The sequence below is a fragment of the Simplicispira psychrophila DSM 11588 genome (assembly GCF_000688255.1).
Classification (GTDB): domain Bacteria; phylum Pseudomonadota; class Gammaproteobacteria; order Burkholderiales; family Burkholderiaceae_C; genus Simplicispira; species Simplicispira psychrophila.
This window is the reverse complement of record NZ_JHYS01000001.1, coordinates 329294-346105: the sequence shown is the minus strand read 5'-3', so window position 1 is coordinate 346105 and position 16812 is coordinate 329294. Positions and strand designations below refer to the sequence as shown.

The 16812-nt window shown below is 52.2% G+C and carries 13 protein-coding genes; 9 read left to right on the top strand and 4 right to left on the bottom strand.

Annotation, left to right across the window (positions count from 1 at the left end):
- The first annotated feature begins 18 nt into the window (after positions 1-18).
- From Q390_RS0101475 to Q390_RS19305, 4 genes are read left to right on the top strand one after another with little or no spacing between them, the layout of a single operon-like run.
- Complete coding sequence (locus Q390_RS0101475; RefSeq protein WP_037471925.1) at positions 19-1188, top strand: glycosyltransferase family 4 protein; 1170 nt, start codon at positions 19-21, stop codon at positions 1186-1188.
- Complete coding sequence (locus Q390_RS19805; protein ID WP_156949795.1) at positions 1185-1358, top strand: hypothetical protein; 174 nt, start codon at positions 1185-1187, stop codon at positions 1356-1358. Before Q390_RS0101475 ends, Q390_RS19805 begins: the two co-directional genes overlap by 4 nt.
- Positions 1351-2625 (top strand): putative O-glycosylation ligase, exosortase A system-associated, encoded by a 1275-nt coding sequence (locus Q390_RS17190; protein ID WP_156949794.1) that lies wholly within the window; start codon positions 1351-1353, stop codon positions 2623-2625. The genes Q390_RS19805 and Q390_RS17190 overlap by 8 nt, the downstream gene beginning before the upstream one ends.
- A 34-nt stretch (positions 2626-2659) precedes the next feature.
- Positions 2660-4870, top strand: coding sequence for a polysaccharide deacetylase family protein (locus Q390_RS19305; RefSeq protein ID WP_084153709.1), 2211 nt, complete (start codon positions 2660-2662; stop codon positions 4868-4870).
- A gap of 135 nt (positions 4871-5005) precedes the next feature.
- On the opposite strand, the gene Q390_RS0101460 is transcribed toward Q390_RS19305, so the two are convergent.
- The gene (locus Q390_RS0101460; protein WP_245606838.1) at positions 5006-7072 is read right to left on the bottom strand and encodes a hypothetical protein; all 2067 of its coding nucleotides are present in this window, start codon (positions 7070-7072) and stop codon (positions 5006-5008) included.
- Between the two features lie 318 nt (positions 7073-7390).
- Between Q390_RS0101460 and Q390_RS0101455 the strand changes: the two genes are divergently transcribed.
- Together Q390_RS0101455 and Q390_RS17180 are read left to right on the top strand one after the other, a co-directional pair.
- A complete protein-coding gene (locus Q390_RS0101455; RefSeq protein WP_027994477.1) occupies positions 7391-8713 on the top strand; it encodes a UDP-glucose dehydrogenase family protein in 1323 nt (440 codons plus the stop codon).
- 38 nt (positions 8714-8751) lie between these two features.
- A complete protein-coding gene (locus tag Q390_RS17180; protein ID WP_245606837.1) occupies positions 8752-9750 on the top strand; it encodes a GNAT family N-acetyltransferase in 999 nt (332 codons plus the stop codon).
- Positions 9751-9813: 63 nt separating this feature from the next.
- On the opposite strand, the gene Q390_RS0101445 is transcribed toward Q390_RS17180, so the two are convergent.
- From Q390_RS0101445 to Q390_RS0101435, 3 genes are read right to left on the bottom strand one after another with little or no spacing between them, the layout of a single operon-like run.
- The gene (locus Q390_RS0101445; RefSeq protein ID WP_037471923.1) at positions 9814-10671 is read right to left on the bottom strand and encodes a hydrolase 1, exosortase A system-associated; all 858 of its coding nucleotides are present in this window, start codon (positions 10669-10671) and stop codon (positions 9814-9816) included.
- Entirely contained in the window at positions 10668-11528 is an 861-nt protein-coding gene (locus Q390_RS0101440; RefSeq protein ID WP_027994475.1) for a hydrolase 2, exosortase A system-associated, read from the bottom strand. Before Q390_RS0101440 ends, Q390_RS0101445 begins: the two co-directional genes overlap by 4 nt.
- Complete coding sequence (locus tag Q390_RS0101435) at positions 11525-11785, bottom strand: acyl carrier protein (RefSeq protein ID WP_027994474.1); 261 nt, start codon at positions 11783-11785, stop codon at positions 11525-11527. The genes Q390_RS0101440 and Q390_RS0101435 overlap by 4 nt, the downstream gene beginning before the upstream one ends.
- A 215-nt stretch (positions 11786-12000) precedes the next feature.
- Here Q390_RS0101435 and Q390_RS0101430 point away from each other — a divergent pair, with 215 nt between their 5' ends.
- From Q390_RS0101430 to Q390_RS0101420, 3 genes are all read left to right on the top strand, one after another.
- Positions 12001-13650, top strand: a complete 1650-nt coding sequence (locus tag Q390_RS0101430; RefSeq protein ID WP_051602971.1) for an acyl-CoA ligase (AMP-forming), exosortase A system-associated — start codon at positions 12001-12003, stop codon at positions 13648-13650.
- Positions 13634-14839, top strand: coding sequence for a pyridoxal-dependent decarboxylase, exosortase A system-associated (locus Q390_RS0101425; protein ID WP_027994472.1), 1206 nt, complete (start codon positions 13634-13636; stop codon positions 14837-14839). Before Q390_RS0101430 ends, Q390_RS0101425 begins: the two co-directional genes overlap by 17 nt.
- 614 nt (positions 14840-15453) lie before the next feature.
- Entirely contained in the window at positions 15454-16812 is a 1359-nt protein-coding gene (locus Q390_RS0101420) for a TIGR03013 family XrtA/PEP-CTERM system glycosyltransferase (protein ID WP_245606836.1), read from the top strand.

The following is a 16812-nucleotide window of genomic DNA, read 5'->3' as shown; positions in this document are numbered from 1 at the left end:
GCAATAAGGGGCACACCTATGAAGATATTGCTGTTCTCCTCGCTTTATCCCAGTTCAGTGCGGCCGATACATGGTATTTTTGTAGAAACCCGTCTGCGTGAATTGCTCAAGACAGGGGAAGTTCAGGCCAAGGTGGTGGCACCCGTGCCCTGGTTTCCCTCCTCCCATCCGCGCTTTGGTGATTACGCCCAGTTTGCCGCTACCCCGCAGTTTGAGCATCGCCATGGGGTCGATGTTCACCATCCACGTTACCTGCTGCTACCCCGCATAGGCATGAATATAGCGCCTTACACCATGGCCCAGGGCGCCTTGTCTACCGTGCGTCGTTTGCAGAGTGAAGGATTCGATTTTGATTTGATCGATGCCCATTATTACTACCCAGATGGCGTGGCAGCTGGCTTGCTGGCACGTTGGCTTGGCAAGCCCTTGGTGGTTACTGCGCGCGGCACCGACTTAAATCTGATCCCCCAATACTCTTTTCCGCGCCGGTTGATTTTGCAGACCGCGGCGCAGGCACGCGCCTCAATTGGGGTGTGCCAGGCGCTGATGGACAGTCTGCATGATCTGGGGGCGGATGCCAGCAAACTACACACTTTGCGTAATGGCGTGGACTTGGAGCGCTTCACTCCTGAGTCGCGTTCCGCAGCGCGTCGCTGGTTAGGTCTGCCTGAAGACGGACAGTACCTGCTGTCGGTCGGGCATCTGATTGAACGCAAAGGCCATCACCTTGCCATTGAGGCCTTGCCTGCCTTGCCAGGGGTGCAACTGCTGGTGGCAGGTGCCGGGCCGCAACATACCGCCTTGCAGGCTTTGGCTACCCGCTTGGGCGTGGCAGACCGCGTGCATTGGCTCGGGGTGTTAGCCCAGACAGATTTGAAGTGGTGCTACAACGCGGCCGATGCACTAACGTTGTGTTCCAGTCGAGAGGGCTGGGCCAATGTCCTGTTGGAGTCCATGGCCTGTGGCACACCGGTGATTGCCACCAATATCTGGGGAACACCGGAAGTAGTTAGCACGCACGCCGCAGGTGTGCTGATGGGGCAGCGCGACGCCGAAGCACTTGTGCAAGCTTGGCGCCAACTTATGGCGGCACTTCCCACGCGTGAAGACACACGCTTGCATGCAGAGAAATTTTCATGGGATGCGACCACCCAAGGGCAATTGGCGCTTTTCAAGAGTTTTGCATGACTGAAGGTCTGATTTTATTGACGGAACTCGGCCTGCTTTTGCTCTTGCTGCGGACTATTTTTCGCACCGAACGAAAAAAATCAGAAAGTGATCTGGGGTTTTTTTCTTATCAAAGTAATAAAAAAACAAAAGAAAATAAATCAAAAAAACGGAGAAAGTTCCATGCGTGATTTGGCAGTGTTCGGATTCATGCTGGCATCGATTTCTCTAGCTATAAATAGTGTATTTATCAGCTATTTGCTGTGGGGGTGGGCAGGACTGGTAGCCATAAATTATTATCTTTATGGATTTATGTCAGGCGTTCCTTATGTGCAAGTTTATGCATTGATGACAATTTTTTTAATTTTCTTAAAGAAAGATTCTGGCCTAAAGAAATTTGAATACAACAGAACGATTGTTTTCATGTTAATTTTTGCTGCGCATGGCCTCTTGTCTGCACTATTTGCCTATCCTGGACTCGAGCGCAACTGGGAATTGTTTGGTAATGTAATAAAAACAATACTGTTTTGCTTGCTGATGCCGATGATCGTTGTGAGTCGCTTTAGGATGCATGCCGTCGTTCTTATAATTGCATTTTCAATTAGTTTTCATGGTGTTCTGGATGGCTTGAAATTTATCGCCAGTGGTGGCTCACATAATGCACAGTCCATCCAAAAATTTGGTGATAACAATCATTTGGCATTGATATTCTTGATGGGTTTGCCATTTCTATATTATTTGTATCAAATTTCTGCACGAAAAGTAGTTCGATTGGGATTTTTATTGGTATTTTTGTTAATAGTATTGGCTGTAGTGGCAACGCGTTCGCGGGGTGCATTGGTGGGGCTGATTGCGGTAGCGTTATGGTTTATTTTGAAGAGTCAGAGAAAAATTCTTGGAGTACTTATTGTATCGCTCTGTGCAGTAATGGTGATTCAACTGGCACCCGATAAATGGTCGCAGCGGATGGAAACGATACAGGCAGCTGATGAAGATGCATCGTTTATGGGGCGAGTGACCGCATGGAAAGTTAGTTCAGCGATTGCCGTTGCCCATCCATGGGTAGGGGGGGGGTTCAGGGCCGTTCAATCCCACCTGATATGGGACCAGTTCAAAAATTCACCGGGTATGCTTGGATTTATTGAGACACCGGTTTTGAATCGAAGTGGCGTGGCCGCCCACAGCATATGGTTTGAAGTACTGGGCGACCAAGGAATAGTAGGATTGCTATTATTCATACTCCTTATCATAAATGTATTCATTACACGACGTGAAATATGGACTCTAGTAAGAAAAAATGGCCAGACATTTTGGTGGGCAGGAAGTCTAGCTGATATGGTAGGGGCTTCAATGTTGGCTTATGTGGTAGCTGGTTCATTGTTAAGTGCTGCTTATTTTGAGCTTCCTTATATTTGTATGATATTAATGGAAACACTTAAGCAGCAGCAGAAAAAATAATATTCGAAGAACAGATTAAAAATCTGATAAATTAATGAAAAATTCTTTTTTTAATCTGTTGTCACATGGTAAATTAACCATATTACAGTTTCACAAGGTGCCTCGTACTGCTCATGTATTAGATCCATTCGATCTGGATTTGGCTGGATTTGAGAGTGTGTTACAAGCGACTATGTCTCTGTTTAATATCAGGCCATTAGATGAGGCTGTGCTTTCCTTGCGTGCTGGTAATTTACCAAGTCGCACGGCTTGTATTACTTTTGATGATGGTTATGTGGATTGGATAGATGGCGTGGTGCCAGTGTTAGAAAAAAATAATACACATGCTACATTTTTTATTACTACCGGTCAATTTTCAGGAGTGCCACTGTGGAATGAGCGAATATTGCATGCTATCCATAATTTTCCAGAGGGGGCTTCCTCATTGAATTTGGGCGGTGGACTCGATGATATGGAGGTGGCTACGCTGGTTCAAAAACAATCTGCAGTTCAAAAATTACAGCGTGCCCTTAAATATTATGAGCCTGCAAGACGCGAGCAATTTTTACAGGTATTGGAATCTATAGCAGGATGTGTGTCCAGCCAAGTGCCTGTTCTTTCTACCTCTGGCTTAAAAAGTATTCATGCTAAAGGATTTGGTATTGGCGCTCATTCGCTGACCCATCCCATATTAAGTCGATGCACGCCAAAAAAGGCTTATCAGGAAATAGCTGAATCACGGGAAGAGTTGCAGTCATTGATTGGCGGGCCAGTAAAGGCATTTGCCTATCCTAATGGAATTTCGGGAAAGGATTTTGGGCCTGAGCATATCGAAATGGTAAGGCAAGCGGGTTTTAGCATGGCGTTCACCACCCACCGTGGTGTTGCAACAGGTGATTCCTCTGTTCTTCAGTTGCCACGCTTCTCTCCATGGGGGCCTACTATTTTCAAAATGAAATTTCAGTTTGCAAAAAATTTATATAAAAAAACTCCTCTAATTAAAGAAGGATCACCAGCCAAAAAGAAAAATATTCTTATGGTCGCCTTTCATTTTCCTCCTCAATCTGGTAGTAGTGGTATTTTAAGGACTTTAAATTTCGTAAAATACTTGCCAGAAAATGGCTGGCAGCCTATTGTATTAACCGCCACGGCCAGAGCATACACAGAGCAGCGTAATGACCTAGTAGCTTCTATACCATCGCAAACTAAAATAATACGTGGCTTTGCACTCGATGCAGCAAGGCATTTATCTATAGGAGGTAAGTATCCACTCATATTGGCTCTGCCAGATCGTTGGTCTTCCTGGTGGCTGGGTACCGTCTGGGCAGGTTTGAGATTAATACGTGAACAAAGACCAGATATTATATGGAGTACCTACCCTATTTCCACAGCGCATTGGATTGGTAGTACTTTGTCGCGATTTTCAGGACTGCCTTGGGTCATTGATTTTAGAGACCCAATGGTTACGGCAGATTATCCAGATCATAAGTTGCAGCGGCGTCTCTGGAGTCAAATGGAAAATAGATTCATGCACCAAGCTACAGCATGCATTTTTACTACACAGCGTGCGGCTTCTTCCTATGCTCTGCGTTATCCTGAGATGGCCAAAAAATGTAGAGTGATAGAAAATGGTTTTGAAGAAGAGATTTTTGAAAATACAAAACCAAATCGATCAAATATCCCAGAAGATTGTCTGTTGATGCTGCACAGTGGATTAATCTATCCCAAAGACAGGAATCCATCCCATTTTTTTGCAGCAGTGCAGTCGCTTGTGGCAAGTGGCCAATTGGATCGAACTAAGCTTCGAATAAGATTTAGAGCGCCTCAGCATGGAGATGAGGTTTGTGCATTTGCAACCAAGTATGGGTTGCAGGATATTGTTGAGGTGGAGCCGCCTATTTCTTATCAGGACGCTATTTCAGAAATGATGGGGGCCGATGCATTAATCGTATTTCAAGGCAGAAATTTCAATGCGCAAATACCTGCAAAAATATATGAATATATCAGGGCACAGAGGCCGGTACTGGCCCTTTTGGATCCGGTGGGTGATACAGCAACACAGTTGAGTCAGTTTGAAGAGGGTGTCTTTCAGGCGAATATTGATGATGAAGAGTCTATCAAATTTTGTTTGCTGGAATGGTTGAACTATACGCAATCAAAATTATTTTTAAAAGGAATGCCGAAAAATATAGAGTTAGTGAAATATTATTCAAGAAAATCACAATCTAAAATATTGATGGATATTTTAGATTCGTGTGTAGATTGAAATTTACTTCAGATATAATAAATGCTAATGCCAGCACTGACTAGAATATGGTATTTATAAGAAAATTCTTTATAGTATTTTTATTGCTATACAAATGGCCGTTAATATAATATATGTGCTGGAAGGAAGTTGTGGTTAGCGGGGAATGATGGCCCAAGTGGGCGCGCTGGGGAGAATTTCATCCATGCGAGGTGTCATGCCTTTCCACTGGAGATAAGCTGATTTTGCTCCCGGTATTCCTGCGTTGCTGTTAGCAGCCAGCATCGCTCGTGCTGAAGCTGCATATCCTAGACTTAATTGAGGATAGCCTTCCGTTATGGTCAGTGTGTTGCATGGTTTTTCTGCATCAGATGGATAATTTAAGGAGAAAAGTTCTTTCCATTTGGTGATATATTTCCCTTCCATATCTCGGTATTTCAGTTCTCCGCTCGGTGCCTTGGCCACACAGAAACCGTTGTCTTCGTTAAGGAAACGTCCCGCCGTGAATTGACTGAGCCATTGCAATGCTTCCAAGGCTTTCGGATCATTATTCTCGGCAAGAAGGCTTAAAACGATGCTCACATAATCGTTTTGCCAAGGTGAAATTTTGCTGATATCCGGATGATGGTGAATAGCACCTAAAGGTGAATCGCCGATATGGTTTGCAAATGAATTTAGATTATTAGTAAGTCTCACATCAAAATATTTTTTCATGGCGTGATCGTCTGGTAATACACGTACTGCCTCACCAATCGAGCGCAAGGCCCATGCTTGAGCCCGTACCTGGTTAGAGCGGATCAGGCCTTCACTAAGGTTGCGGTATCCAGAGTTGACAGAGGCAATATTCCAAGCAGCCCAAAAAATGGTTTCATCCAGATAAAATTTATCTCCTGTAACCAAATAAGGAATGTAAGCGAAGGAGGCCTGATGTGCTGTATCAGGTGACCAGATAGTCCTATCAGTGATGGCAGGTAACAAGGGCTTGGAGGTGCCAAACAAAACGCTCACTGTCGGGTGCTTTTGAACGTCCAGCGGTTGATCGGTTTCTTCGTCACGGTAGTGGATGGGCACAGATCCCGCAGCATCGGCATTGGCCAGCATCACTTCTCTTGCGCGCTCATCTTGGGAAAGCAGGTAATAAACTGTCCATTCGGGCAGCGGACCAATATCTGCTCGGGCCCCTGTAGTGCCAAAGGCTGGCGTCAAAAAAACATTGCCCATAGGTCCCAGCGCTTCTTGTGTTTTCCGTATATCTTTTAGTTGGGCATATTTTTTTGTCAGTACCGACTCTGGCACGGTCAAATTCAAGTCGTAATTCCAGGTGGCACGGCTGGCCATGAAATAGGGCATGTCGTAGCGCATGCGTTGCGCAGGCTCAGCACCCCCGCTCCATACCACCTTGTGCCAGCGAGCATGGTGGTAATGGGTGAAAGCGGGCTGCTCATACAGTATTTCTCCATGGCGCTTTATGACCAAGCTATAGGTGATATTGGCGGGATGGGCTGTCCAGGTGCGGGTATTTTCCAAAATCACATCAGTACGAATCCGCTGCCCCCCGTCATAAAGACGGGTATCCAGTCGCACGCTCAGGTGCGGGTGGGGTTGCCCAGTGAATGTGTTTTTGAATGGCGTGAGTAGCGTATATTCGGTGGTTACGGGTCCTTGCAATCGCGGTCTTATGTTATTGGCTATCTGGGCTTTCAATTGTTCCTGCGGTAAGGCGAGCAGTGTGCTGATGACACGATGGTCGGCGTCGTAGATCTTGGCTTCTATTTCCAGATTCCAGTCCGGCTCGCTGGGGGGGGTGGCCGGATAGGTGAGAATGGTTTTATTCGTGGTGTAGAAATTGATGGTCCGCCGCTGCCCCGGCGGCAGGTTGGCCAGTTGGGCACTAATCACCGCAAAACGCGCCGATCCGTCGCGGTGCGATGAAATTTCATCCGTCTGCAACGGGATGGTGGTGTTATCTACTTGACCAATCAGCCGCTGTGTAGTGTGTTGCCAGTCACCCGCCTTGAAAACTTGGCCCCAGGTGAGGGGGACGCTGGGCTGTGTTTGGGTACTGGTGGATATCACTTCTATGCAAGTGATGGCCCCCATGGCGCAGTGAAATGGAATTTTTGCCACTCCTTCTTGGGGAATGTTGACAGCGTAGGCACGTGGCAATGTAGGCTCTTGCGTAGACGCTGCGTGGCTATAGCTGCCCGCGAGGGAGGCAGTCACTAAAAATACGAGGTTTGAGCACCATTGCATGTTTTTTCTCCATGAACATTTCTACTGGATAGATTTATTGTAGAAAATTTACAGCTATTTTCCGCTGTTTTATTTTTTATTGGTTGTTTGTAATAAATAATTTGTGTGCGATAGCACAGCATTCCTGATGTAAGCGCGTTTCATGGTTTCTTTTTTACTTTTTGAAACGAATGAATAAAGTTTTAATTAGTAAGAATTGAAAATATATAAAAATAGTTCAAGGTGGTGTTTCATTGAGCGATAAAAATATGCAACATATTAAGTTGTCATCATTTTTAATGGGTCGTCATGAAAATAACAATGGTTGGTACGGGTTATGTGGGGCTGGTGAGTGGAGCCTGTTTTTCCGAGGTCGGTAACGACGTTTTATGTCTGGATGTGGATTCGGAAAAAATCCGTTTACTTGAAGCGGGAGAAATTCCGATTTTCGAGCCAGGTCTAGCCGATATGGTGCGGCGCAATGTGGCGGCCGGGCGTTTGCGCTTTACCAGTGATGTGGCGCATGCGGTGCAACACGGCACGGTGCAGTTCATTGCGGTGGGCACGCCGCCAGACGAAGACGGCTCTGCCGATATGCAATATGTGCTGGCTGCCGCGCGCAATATTGGTCGTCTGATGACCGACTACAAGGTGGTGGTGGACAAGAGTACGGTGCCCGTGGGCACCGCAGACCGCGTGAATGCAGTCATTGCCGAGGAGTTGCGTTTACGCGGTGTGCAAACGCCTTATGCCGTCGTATCCAACCCGGAGTTTCTGAAAGAGGGCGCAGCGGTGGAAGACTTCATGCGGCCCGATCGCATCATTGTCGGTGCCAGCGATGAGCAGGCGGTGTATCTGATGCGTGCGTTGTATGCGCCTTTCCAGCGCAACCATGAACGCCTGATCGTTACCGATGCGCGCAGTGCCGAACTGACCAAATACGCGGCCAACGCCATGCTGGCCACACGCATCAGCTTTATGAATGAATTGGCCAATCTGGCTGAAAAACTCGGTGCAGACATCGAGATGGTGCGCCAGGGCATGGGCTCGGATCCGCGCATTGGCTACCACTTTTTGTACCCTGGCTGTGGCTATGGCGGCTCCTGCTTTCCCAAGGATGTCAAGGCGCTGATCCAGACCGCATCGGCGCAAGCTGGCCTGGATTTGCAGGTGCTGGGTGCGGTAGAGGCGGCCAATGAGGCACAAAAACATGTGCTCGGGCGCAAGATCAAGCAACGTTTTAGCAACGATTTGACGGGGCGGCATTTTGCGGTGTGGGGGCTGTCGTTCAAGCCCAACACTGACGACATGCGCGAAGCTCCCAGCCGGGCGTTGCTGGCCGACTTGCTGGCTGCGGGCGCTACCGTGACGGCCTACGATCCTGTGGCCATGCCCGAAGCGCAGCGTCTGCTGGGCAACGAGCCCCGTATCCGCTATGCCCAAAATCCCAATGACGCGCTGGAAGGGGCGGATGCGCTGATTATCGTGACCGAGTGGAAAGAGTTTCGCAGTCCCGACTTTGACCTGATCAAGGCGCGGCTGAAGCAGCCCCTCATTGTGGATGGACGCAATTTGTATGACCCGGTCTTTGTGCGCAGCCAAGGCTTTGATTACCTGGCGATTGGCCGGTAAGTCGTCAGCCTGTTTTCCCTTTGAAGGCGGATCGCACCATGTCTGCGGATGTGTTTCAGACCGAAGCCTGGTTTGCCTACCTGCTGGCGCATGGTTTTGAGCAGCCACCGCTGCGGCAGGGGGTCTGGCAGTTGTCGGGCGCTGCGCAGGGCGAGGCGCTGTGCCTACCGGTGATGCAGCACACCCCCAGGGGGGCTGTATTGGCGCTGGGCAATTATTACAGTGGTTTGTATGGCCCGGTGGGTGCAGTGGACAGGCTGGAGCGTCTGTCCGCCGTGCAATGGCAGGCGGCTGTTGAGAATTTGCGCAGTCGCTTTGACAGTGCCGTGCTGCGCTTGCAGCCGCTGGATGCCGAGAGTGCGTGGCTGGCGGCGTTGGAAAAGGGTTTGCGCAGTGCAGGCTGGTGGATAGACCGGTTTTTCTGTTTTGGCAACTGGTACCAGCCGGTGCCTAAGGGCGGATTTGGCGTGTACTGGGCGCAGCGGCCCTCGGCCCTGCAGCACAGCGTTGCGCGTGGGCGCCGACGATTGGGCAAGGCAGGCACCTGGCGCATCGACCTTCATACCGATACCTCTGCAGCGACAGGCCTCGAGCTGGAGCAGGCTATTGCCGCTTATCAGTCTGTCTATGCCCGCAGCTGGAAAGCGCCAGAGCCTTGTGCTGGCTTCATGCCTGGCCTGATGCGTCTTGCCGTGCGGGAAGGCTGGCTGCGTCTGGGGGTGCTGTGGCTGAACGATCAGCCGGTGGCGGCGCAACTGTGGTTGGTGTACGGCGGTAAGGCCAATATCTACAAACTGGCCTATGTCCAGGGGCAGGAAAAGCTGTCTGTGGGCTCGGTGCTCACGGCCGCCTTGATGGAACACGCCATGGAGGTGGACCACGTGCGGGAAGTGGACTATCTCAGCGGCGACGATGCCTATAAGGCCGATTGGATGGCGCACCGCCGCGCGCGGGTGGGATTGGTGGCTTTTGACCCGCGTCGTCTGCGCGGCTGGCTGGCTGCTGGGCGGCATTTTGCCGGGAGAATTAAAAAATGATAGCTAATACCGCTTTATGGATAAGCGTTTGAGGCCTAAATGACCATTATTTTGTGGTCTGCGTTAGTGCCCTCGCAAGGTAGCGTACAGCCAGTCCTGCGTGTGCAGGGCAACGGCTTGGTGGGCTTGAGGCTGTGCACAGGTGTGGTCGGCGTGGCAGATGGTGTGGCGCGATAGGCTGGCTTTTTGCAGGCACAGGCGCCACCCGGGCGAGGTGTGTGCATGTTCGATAAATTCTTGCGCTGTCAGGTCGCGCTCACTCAGCAGCAGCAGGATGGGACCGCCAAACGCTTGCCACCCCTGTGCCATCAATTCCTGGAATCCCGCAGGCGGCGGTGATGAGGGTGAGCGCAGGTGCTGCAGCTTGGTTGCCAAACCCTGCAGTGCCTGCCAGCCGATGCCGCCGCGCAGCAGCTTGCGCCAAAAATCGGCTTGCAGCAGGCGCTGGCGGTAGTAATGTTTCACTTGCGCGCGGGCCAGTCCGGCTTCTGAGCGCACCCAGGGATTGAGCAAGGCCAGTCCGGTCACGCGCGGGTCTTGCGTGGCTTGCACATACAGCAGACTGGCCGAAGCCCCGTCGCACAGCCCCCAGAGCACGGCACCGCCCGCGTGGCCACCATGGCGCTGCAGAGCCTCCAGGGCGGCGGCGATACAGGGCGCAGTTTCTTCAAACGGCACGGGCTCGCCGGGACTGTCGCCCATACCGGGCAGGTCAAAGCGCAGCACCGGATGGCCCGCAGTCGCCCACTGGCGCGCCAGTCGCACGAATTGTCGGTGGCTGCCGACGCGGTACTGCGCGCCGCCGACGACGATCAGGATGGCAGTGTGTTGTGTGGGGGTCTCAACGGGCGGCAGGCTGAGGATGCCGAGCATCTCAAAGCCTTTACCGGCCAGCGTGATGATCTGTTCTTGGAGGCTCATGGCGTTGGTGCGGTCAGCGCCTGCTGTGTGGCGTGCAACAGGGCCGGGGCCGTGTCGATCCCCACAGTCTGCCAGAACGCCGGGCCTGCCGCCACTTGCGTGTGTACTTGCCAGCCGGCTGCGCGCCAGGCCTCCAGCGACTGGGCCGCAGCCGGGCCCAACGTGGGAGCCGTCTGCGATGACACTTCCAGCCATACCAAACGCGCTGGGGCGGCACCGGCCGGGGGATGCAGGCGGGCGCCGCCCAGGCCCTGTGCCAGGGCCGGACTGAGGGTGTAACCCGCGATAGGCACGGGTGTTCCTTGCGCCAGTTGCTGCGCCGGAGATGGACCCTGGATGCTGCCGCCGCCCAGCCACTGGCTGGCGTTGTGCAGGCGCAGAAACTGTTGCAGCATCTGTGCCCCGCTGGTGACCGGCTGCCAGAAAAGCAGGTGGATGGGTTCTGGCACTGCTTGCACTGTGCTTTGCAGCCGCTGGATCAGCTCGGCGGCCAGCAGCGCACCGGAGCGCATACCCCATACCCACGCCGGTCCAGGGGCGTGTTCGCCAAGCCAGCGGTGGCCCTGCATGGCGTCGTCCAGCCAGGTGCTCCAAGTGGCATCAGCAAAATCGCCAGCGCTGTCGCCGCAGCCGTGCATGTCGATCTGCAGTACGGCAAAACCGGCTTGTGCCAACGACCGCGCCTGCTGTGCCACGATGCGACGCGTAGTGTTGAGCTCTTCGGCAAACGGGTGCAGATAAAGAATACGTCCGCGCGGCACGCTTCCCTGGGGTGGATGAAACAGGTAAAAGCGCTGCTCCGTGGCACCAGGCAAGAAGAATGCCTCGGGCAAGGAGGCGCGCGCTGCTGCATTCATTCGTTTTGCCGTGCCAGCGTCTGCTCAACCAGATCGCTCAACTGCCCCACGGTGGCGAACACCGCACTGTGGAGATCGTCGTCGCAGAAAGTCACGCCGAAATGATTTTCCAGTCCGGTGATGAGGGCCAGCACCGCCATAGAGTCGAGTTCGGGCAAGTTACCCAGCAGCACTGTGCTGCGATCGAAATGGAGTGCGCGCCCCTGCAGATGCAGGGCATCGTCGAGTACACGGAGAACTTGCTCGGTCAGTGGCATGGCAGGTCCATAAAAGTAAGAACGGCAGACGAAGGTCTCCACCAGAATGAGGAGGCCTAGGCAAAGTTGCAGGGTAACGCCTTGCATGGAAATAAGTGAATGGCGGCTGCTGTACCAAGTCCTTAACGCACCCATTAAATATTGTAAGTTATTGATTTGTAATAGATTGTCTTTGTTTGGCTGGACTTGTTGCGTCGTCTCGTAACATCTGCTCCATGCCTACAGATTTCGATTTCAAGGCGGGTGTACCGCCTGTTTTACTGCATGAGCTGCTGGCCCGGGCTGCGGCCTGCTGGCCCGAGCGCACGGCTGTGACGATGGACGGACACCACTTCTTATATGCCGATGTGCAGTCGCAAACGCAGCGATGTGCGACGGGCTTGCGGGCACAGGGCTTGGCTCCTGGTGCACGCGTGGCGGTGTTCCTGGAAAAACGTCTGGAAACCGTGGTCGCCAGCTTTGCCATTTCGGCCGCTGGAGGCGTGCTGGTGCCAGTGAATCCGCTGCTGAAGCCGGGCCAAGTGGCGCATATTTTGCAAGATGCGGGCGTGAGCGTGCTGTTCACGTCTGCGGCACGGCTGGCGTCTTTGGTGCCCATTTTGGCGGACTGTCCCTGCTTGCAGCGGGTGGTGGTGTGCGATACAACGGCACCGTCCACGCGGGAATCTGTGTCTGCCTTTCCTGATGGGCTGGCATGGCACACATGGCCTGACTTGCTGACCAGCCCTGCGGCGCATGGAATGGCTGGCCTGGAGTCCGATGTGGCCGTGATTTTTTACACCTCAGGTAGCACCGGGCGTCCCAAAGGGGTGGTGCTGACACACCGCAATCTGCTCGCGGGAGCCACCAGCGTGGCCAGTTATTTGCATCACCGGTGTGATGACACCTTACTGGCCGTGCTGCCGCTGTCGTTTGATGCCGGCTTCAGTCAGCTCACCACGGGCTTTGTGGTGGGGGCACGCGTGGTATTGCTCAATTACCTGTTGCCACGTGACGTTTTGCGGACCATGGCGCGCGAGCGGGTCACCTGCCTGACGGCCGTCCCGCCGCTGTACATGCAATTAGCCGTGCTGAACTGGCCGGTTGAAGCGACCCGGTATTTGCGTTATTGGGCCAACACCGGGGGGCGGATGCCCGCTGCGACGCTGCAGCGCTTGCGCCAATGCGCTCCGGGAGCGCAGGCGTATCTGATGTATGGCCTGACCGAGGCTTTTCGCTCCACCTATTTACCACCGGAAGAAGTTGAGCGCCGGCCCGATTCCATCGGGAGGGCAATCCCTAACGCCGAAGTGCGGGTGCTGCGCGAGGACGGCACTGAGTGCGCGGTAGACGAGCCTGGGGAACTGGTACACCGTGGCCCGCTGGTGGCGCTGGGCTACTGGAACCGGCCGGAAGAAACGGTGCGTCGCTTCAAACCTTGGCCCGCCGCCTTGCTGCCTGCAGGTGGGCACAGTGCGGTACTGGAGCGTGCGGTGTATTCAGGCGATACGGTACGGCGCGATGCCGAAGGCTTTTTGTATTTTGTGGGTCGGCGCGATGAAATGATCAAGACGTCGGGCTACCGCGTCAGTCCCACCGAAGTCGAGGAAGTGCTGTATGCCAGCGGCCTGGTCGCTGAAGTGGTGGTCTATGCCATACCAGACGATGCGCTGGGCAGTGCGATTGGCGCCGTTCTGTGGGCTTCGTCCGCAGCGTGCGGCCACGCTGATAAGGATGGTGCTGACGTGCTGGCGCATTGCCGTCAACACTTGCCCGCCTTCATGTGGCCCCAGGTGCTGCACTGGGTGGATCAGCCCTTGCCGCGCAGTCCAAACGGCAAGTTGGACCGCCAACACTGGGGGCGGGAGCATGGATCGATTCAATAGGTTGGCTGACGAGTTGCAGGTTGGCAGCGTGGCGCTGGCTTTGCTGGCTGAGCGGGTTGGGCAAACCCCTTTTTATGCTTATGACCGGGCACTGATAGCGGCGCGCATTGCTGCCGTGCGTCAGGCACTGCCGCCCGGGGTGTGTCTGCATTACGCGCTCAAGGCCAATCCTATGCCGGCTCTGGTGGGCTTCATTCGTCCGCTGGTCGATGGCATGGACGTGGCCTCGGTGGGTGAACTCAAGCTGGCACTGGATGCTGGGGCGTCGGTGCAATCCATTGGTTTTGCCGGTCCTGGCAAGCGTGATGCCGAGTTGCGTCAGGCTGTGGCCGCCGGTGTGCTGCTGCAAGTCGAGTCCGAGCGCGAACTGCGGGTGCTGGCCCAGGCCGCGCAGGCGCTGGGACAGTCGGCGCGAGTAGCCCTGCGCATTAATCCCGATTTTGAATTGCGCGGTGCCGGAATGCACATGGGCGGCGGCGCCAAGCCCTTTGGTATCGATGCTGAACAAGTACCGATGCTGCTGCGCAGTTGGGCCGGCGACGGTTTGGTATTTGAAGGCTTTCACGTCTTCCCCGGCTCGCAGAACCTGCGCGCTGGTGTGATTGCGGAGAGTCTGCACCGTTCACTGGCGTTGGTTTTGCGGCTGGCGTCGGATGCGCCTGCGCCTGTGCGTCAGGTGAATCTGGGCGGCGGTTGGGGCATACCGTATTTTCCCGGTGAAAAAACGCTGGATCTGGCCCCGATCACCGATGCTCTGGCACAAGTGCAAGCGCAATTGGCGCAGGCACAGCCAGCGGCGCGACTGGTGGTGGAGTTGGGGCGTTATTTGGTGGGAGAAGCCGGCATGTACGTGGCGCGGGTCATTGACCGCAAAGTGTCGCGTGGCCAAGTGTTTCTGGTGGTGGACGGTGGCATGCACCACCACTTGGCGGCCTCGGGCAATTTTGGCCAGGTCATACGGCGCAATTACCCGGTTGCCATAGTCCAGCGCTTACGCACGCCGCAACATGAAACGGTCAGCGTGGTGGGGCCGTTGTGTACGCCGCTGGATTTGCTGGCGGATAGGGTGGATTTGCCTGTGGCCCAGCCTGGCGATCTGCTGGTGGTGTTCCAGTCGGGTGCCTATGGCGCAACAGCCAGCCCGCAGGCGTTTTTAGGCCACCCTTCCTGCCTCGAAGTGTTGGTGTAAATATCTTTCAGGCGTGCTCCCAGTGTGCTGGTGGCGCTGGTCTCTGTCCCCTGGGTTCTTGCGGTGGAACTTGCGCACTTGCTGGCCATTGTCCTGAATTTTTTGCTTGTTGAGCCAAGTGGCGGCTGTGCACTGGGGCCCACCCATTGCGTATTTTCGTGTCTGCACGCTTGCGAAAAATAAAAATGCTGCATTTCCCTCGATATTTTCTATCGATATGCCATGAGTCATAAAACTATTTAACCATGCTGCATGGATAAATGGTTTATAGCCTGTGTGTGTATCGTAGGGTGCTAGCAGATATGGTTATTTTAATAAGGTCTTTCTTGTATCCATCATGTCTTGGTTGTTACCTGTCGTATATCTGGTATTTCATTGATTGGATTGGGTAGTACGATAAGTAAGAAGGCAAAAAATTTTATTTTTGTAAGATAAAAGTCATAAAAGAAAATTTGCATTTTTTTAGATGCTGCTCTCATTGGTGAGTCAGTATTTTTTAGTTGCGAAGGGCGCGCTCAGATGTTGATTTTTAGCTACTGATTTTAGCTACTGATGATTGGACTATACAGGAGGCATCATTGATAAAAATTTTTAATCATTATTTTCAGCGACATATGTTATTCCAGATCGTGTTGGATTTCACGCTGATTTTTGGGGTATTGATTTTTCCATTGATGCTGCATAAAAAAGCAAATGTATCTGCTATAGAAGCCATTTTTTTTGACTCTGGGCGAGGTGTGATTATTGGCTTTATGGTTATTTTAGTAAATATATTTTTAGGCTTGTATGATGGCTTTGGAAAATTAGCCATTGGGCAAATTCGTGCGCGCGCAGTTTTATCTTTTTTATTTTCCATAGCTATTATTTATGGAGTCTTCTCCGGTATTCCATTAAATTCCTCCATGCAAAATAATATATCAATAATGGCATTGGTGGTAGTCATGGGCTGTATGTTGGCAGTCAGGGTCTTGGCTTTAAATATATTGCCTATAAAATATATGCGCCGGCGTATATTGATTTTTGGTGTTGGAAAAAGAGCGCATATCGTGGGAAAAGCGCTGAAAAATAATGACCCGAGTATTGAGCTGGTTGGGTATTTTGCAGGCCTACAAGAACATGATTCTGACATTTCTGAAGGAAAAATCATACCAAAAGGGGAAACCCTGACGGAGATAGTCAAAAAAAATCAGGTAGATGAAATTGTTGTGGCTTTGAGTGAGCGTCGTGGCGGTAGCATGCCTATGCGTGAATTGCTGGATTGCAAACTCAAAGGAATCAAAGTTATTGATATTTCAACGCATTTCGAACAGTACTCAGGCCAGATACGACTAGATACTTTATATGCTGGATGGCTTATTTTTTCTGGAGGATTCAATCAGGGTTTTATGCGCTCTGGCATCAAATGGCTGTTTGACATGATTGCCGCAGTTATTTTGTTGGTAATGGCCTTGCCTGTCATGGCAATGACTGCGGCACTGATCTCTATTGAAAGTAGTGGTCCTATTTTCTATCGCCAAGCGCGCGTCGGACGTAATGGAAGAGTTTTCAATGTCATCAAATTTCGGAGTATGTACAGTGATGCTGAAAAAGATGGCACTCCTCGTTGGGCCAGTGCAGGAGATTCACGAATAACCCGTGTTGGAAAATTTATCAGAAAAATGCGTATCGATGAACTCCCACAGCTGTTTTGCGTCCTCAAAGGAGATATGAGCCTGGTAGGTCCAAGGCCGGAGAGGCCTTATTTTGTAGAACGTCTGACGCTTGAAATTCCCTACTATGCCGTTCGCCATAGCATCAAGCCTGGTTTGACTGGTTGGGCTCAGGTGCGTTATCACTATGGTGCATCGGTCGAAGACACAGAGCATAAATTGCAATATGACCTTTATTATGTCAAAAATCACTCTTGGTTTTTGGATCTGGTAATTTTATTTGAAACAGTTGGCGTTGTTCTCACAGGAAAAGGCGCCCAGTAG

Coding starts and splice junctions, on each gene's coding strand:
- Q390_RS0101440 (WP_027994475.1), bottom strand. CDS start 11,528: ATGAATGCAGCAGCGCGCGCCTCCTTGCCCGAGGCATTCTTCTTGCCT.
- Q390_RS0101430 (WP_051602971.1), top strand. CDS start 12,001: ATGCCTACAGATTTCGATTTCAAGGCGGGTGTACCGCCTGTTTTACTG.
- Q390_RS0101425 (WP_027994472.1), top strand. CDS start 13,634: ATGGATCGATTCAATAGGTTGGCTGACGAGTTGCAGGTTGGCAGCGTG.
- Q390_RS17180 (WP_245606837.1), top strand. CDS start 8,752: ATGTCTGCGGATGTGTTTCAGACCGAAGCCTGGTTTGCCTACCTGCTG.
- Q390_RS0101475 (WP_037471925.1), top strand. CDS start 19: ATGAAGATATTGCTGTTCTCCTCGCTTTATCCCAGTTCAGTGCGGCCG.
- Q390_RS19305 (WP_084153709.1), top strand. CDS start 2,660: ATGAAAAATTCTTTTTTTAATCTGTTGTCACATGGTAAATTAACCATA.
- Q390_RS17190 (WP_156949794.1), top strand. CDS start 1,351: ATGCGTGATTTGGCAGTGTTCGGATTCATGCTGGCATCGATTTCTCTA.
- Q390_RS19805 (WP_156949795.1), top strand. CDS start 1,185: ATGACTGAAGGTCTGATTTTATTGACGGAACTCGGCCTGCTTTTGCTC.
- Q390_RS0101420 (WP_245606836.1), top strand. CDS start 15,454: ATGTTATTCCAGATCGTGTTGGATTTCACGCTGATTTTTGGGGTATTG.
- Q390_RS0101435 (WP_027994474.1), bottom strand. CDS start 11,785: ATGCCACTGACCGAGCAAGTTCTCCGTGTACTCGACGATGCCCTGCAT.
- Q390_RS0101445 (WP_037471923.1), bottom strand. CDS start 10,671: ATGAGCCTCCAAGAACAGATCATCACGCTGGCCGGTAAAGGCTTTGAG.
- Q390_RS0101455 (WP_027994477.1), top strand. CDS start 7,391: ATGAAAATAACAATGGTTGGTACGGGTTATGTGGGGCTGGTGAGTGGA.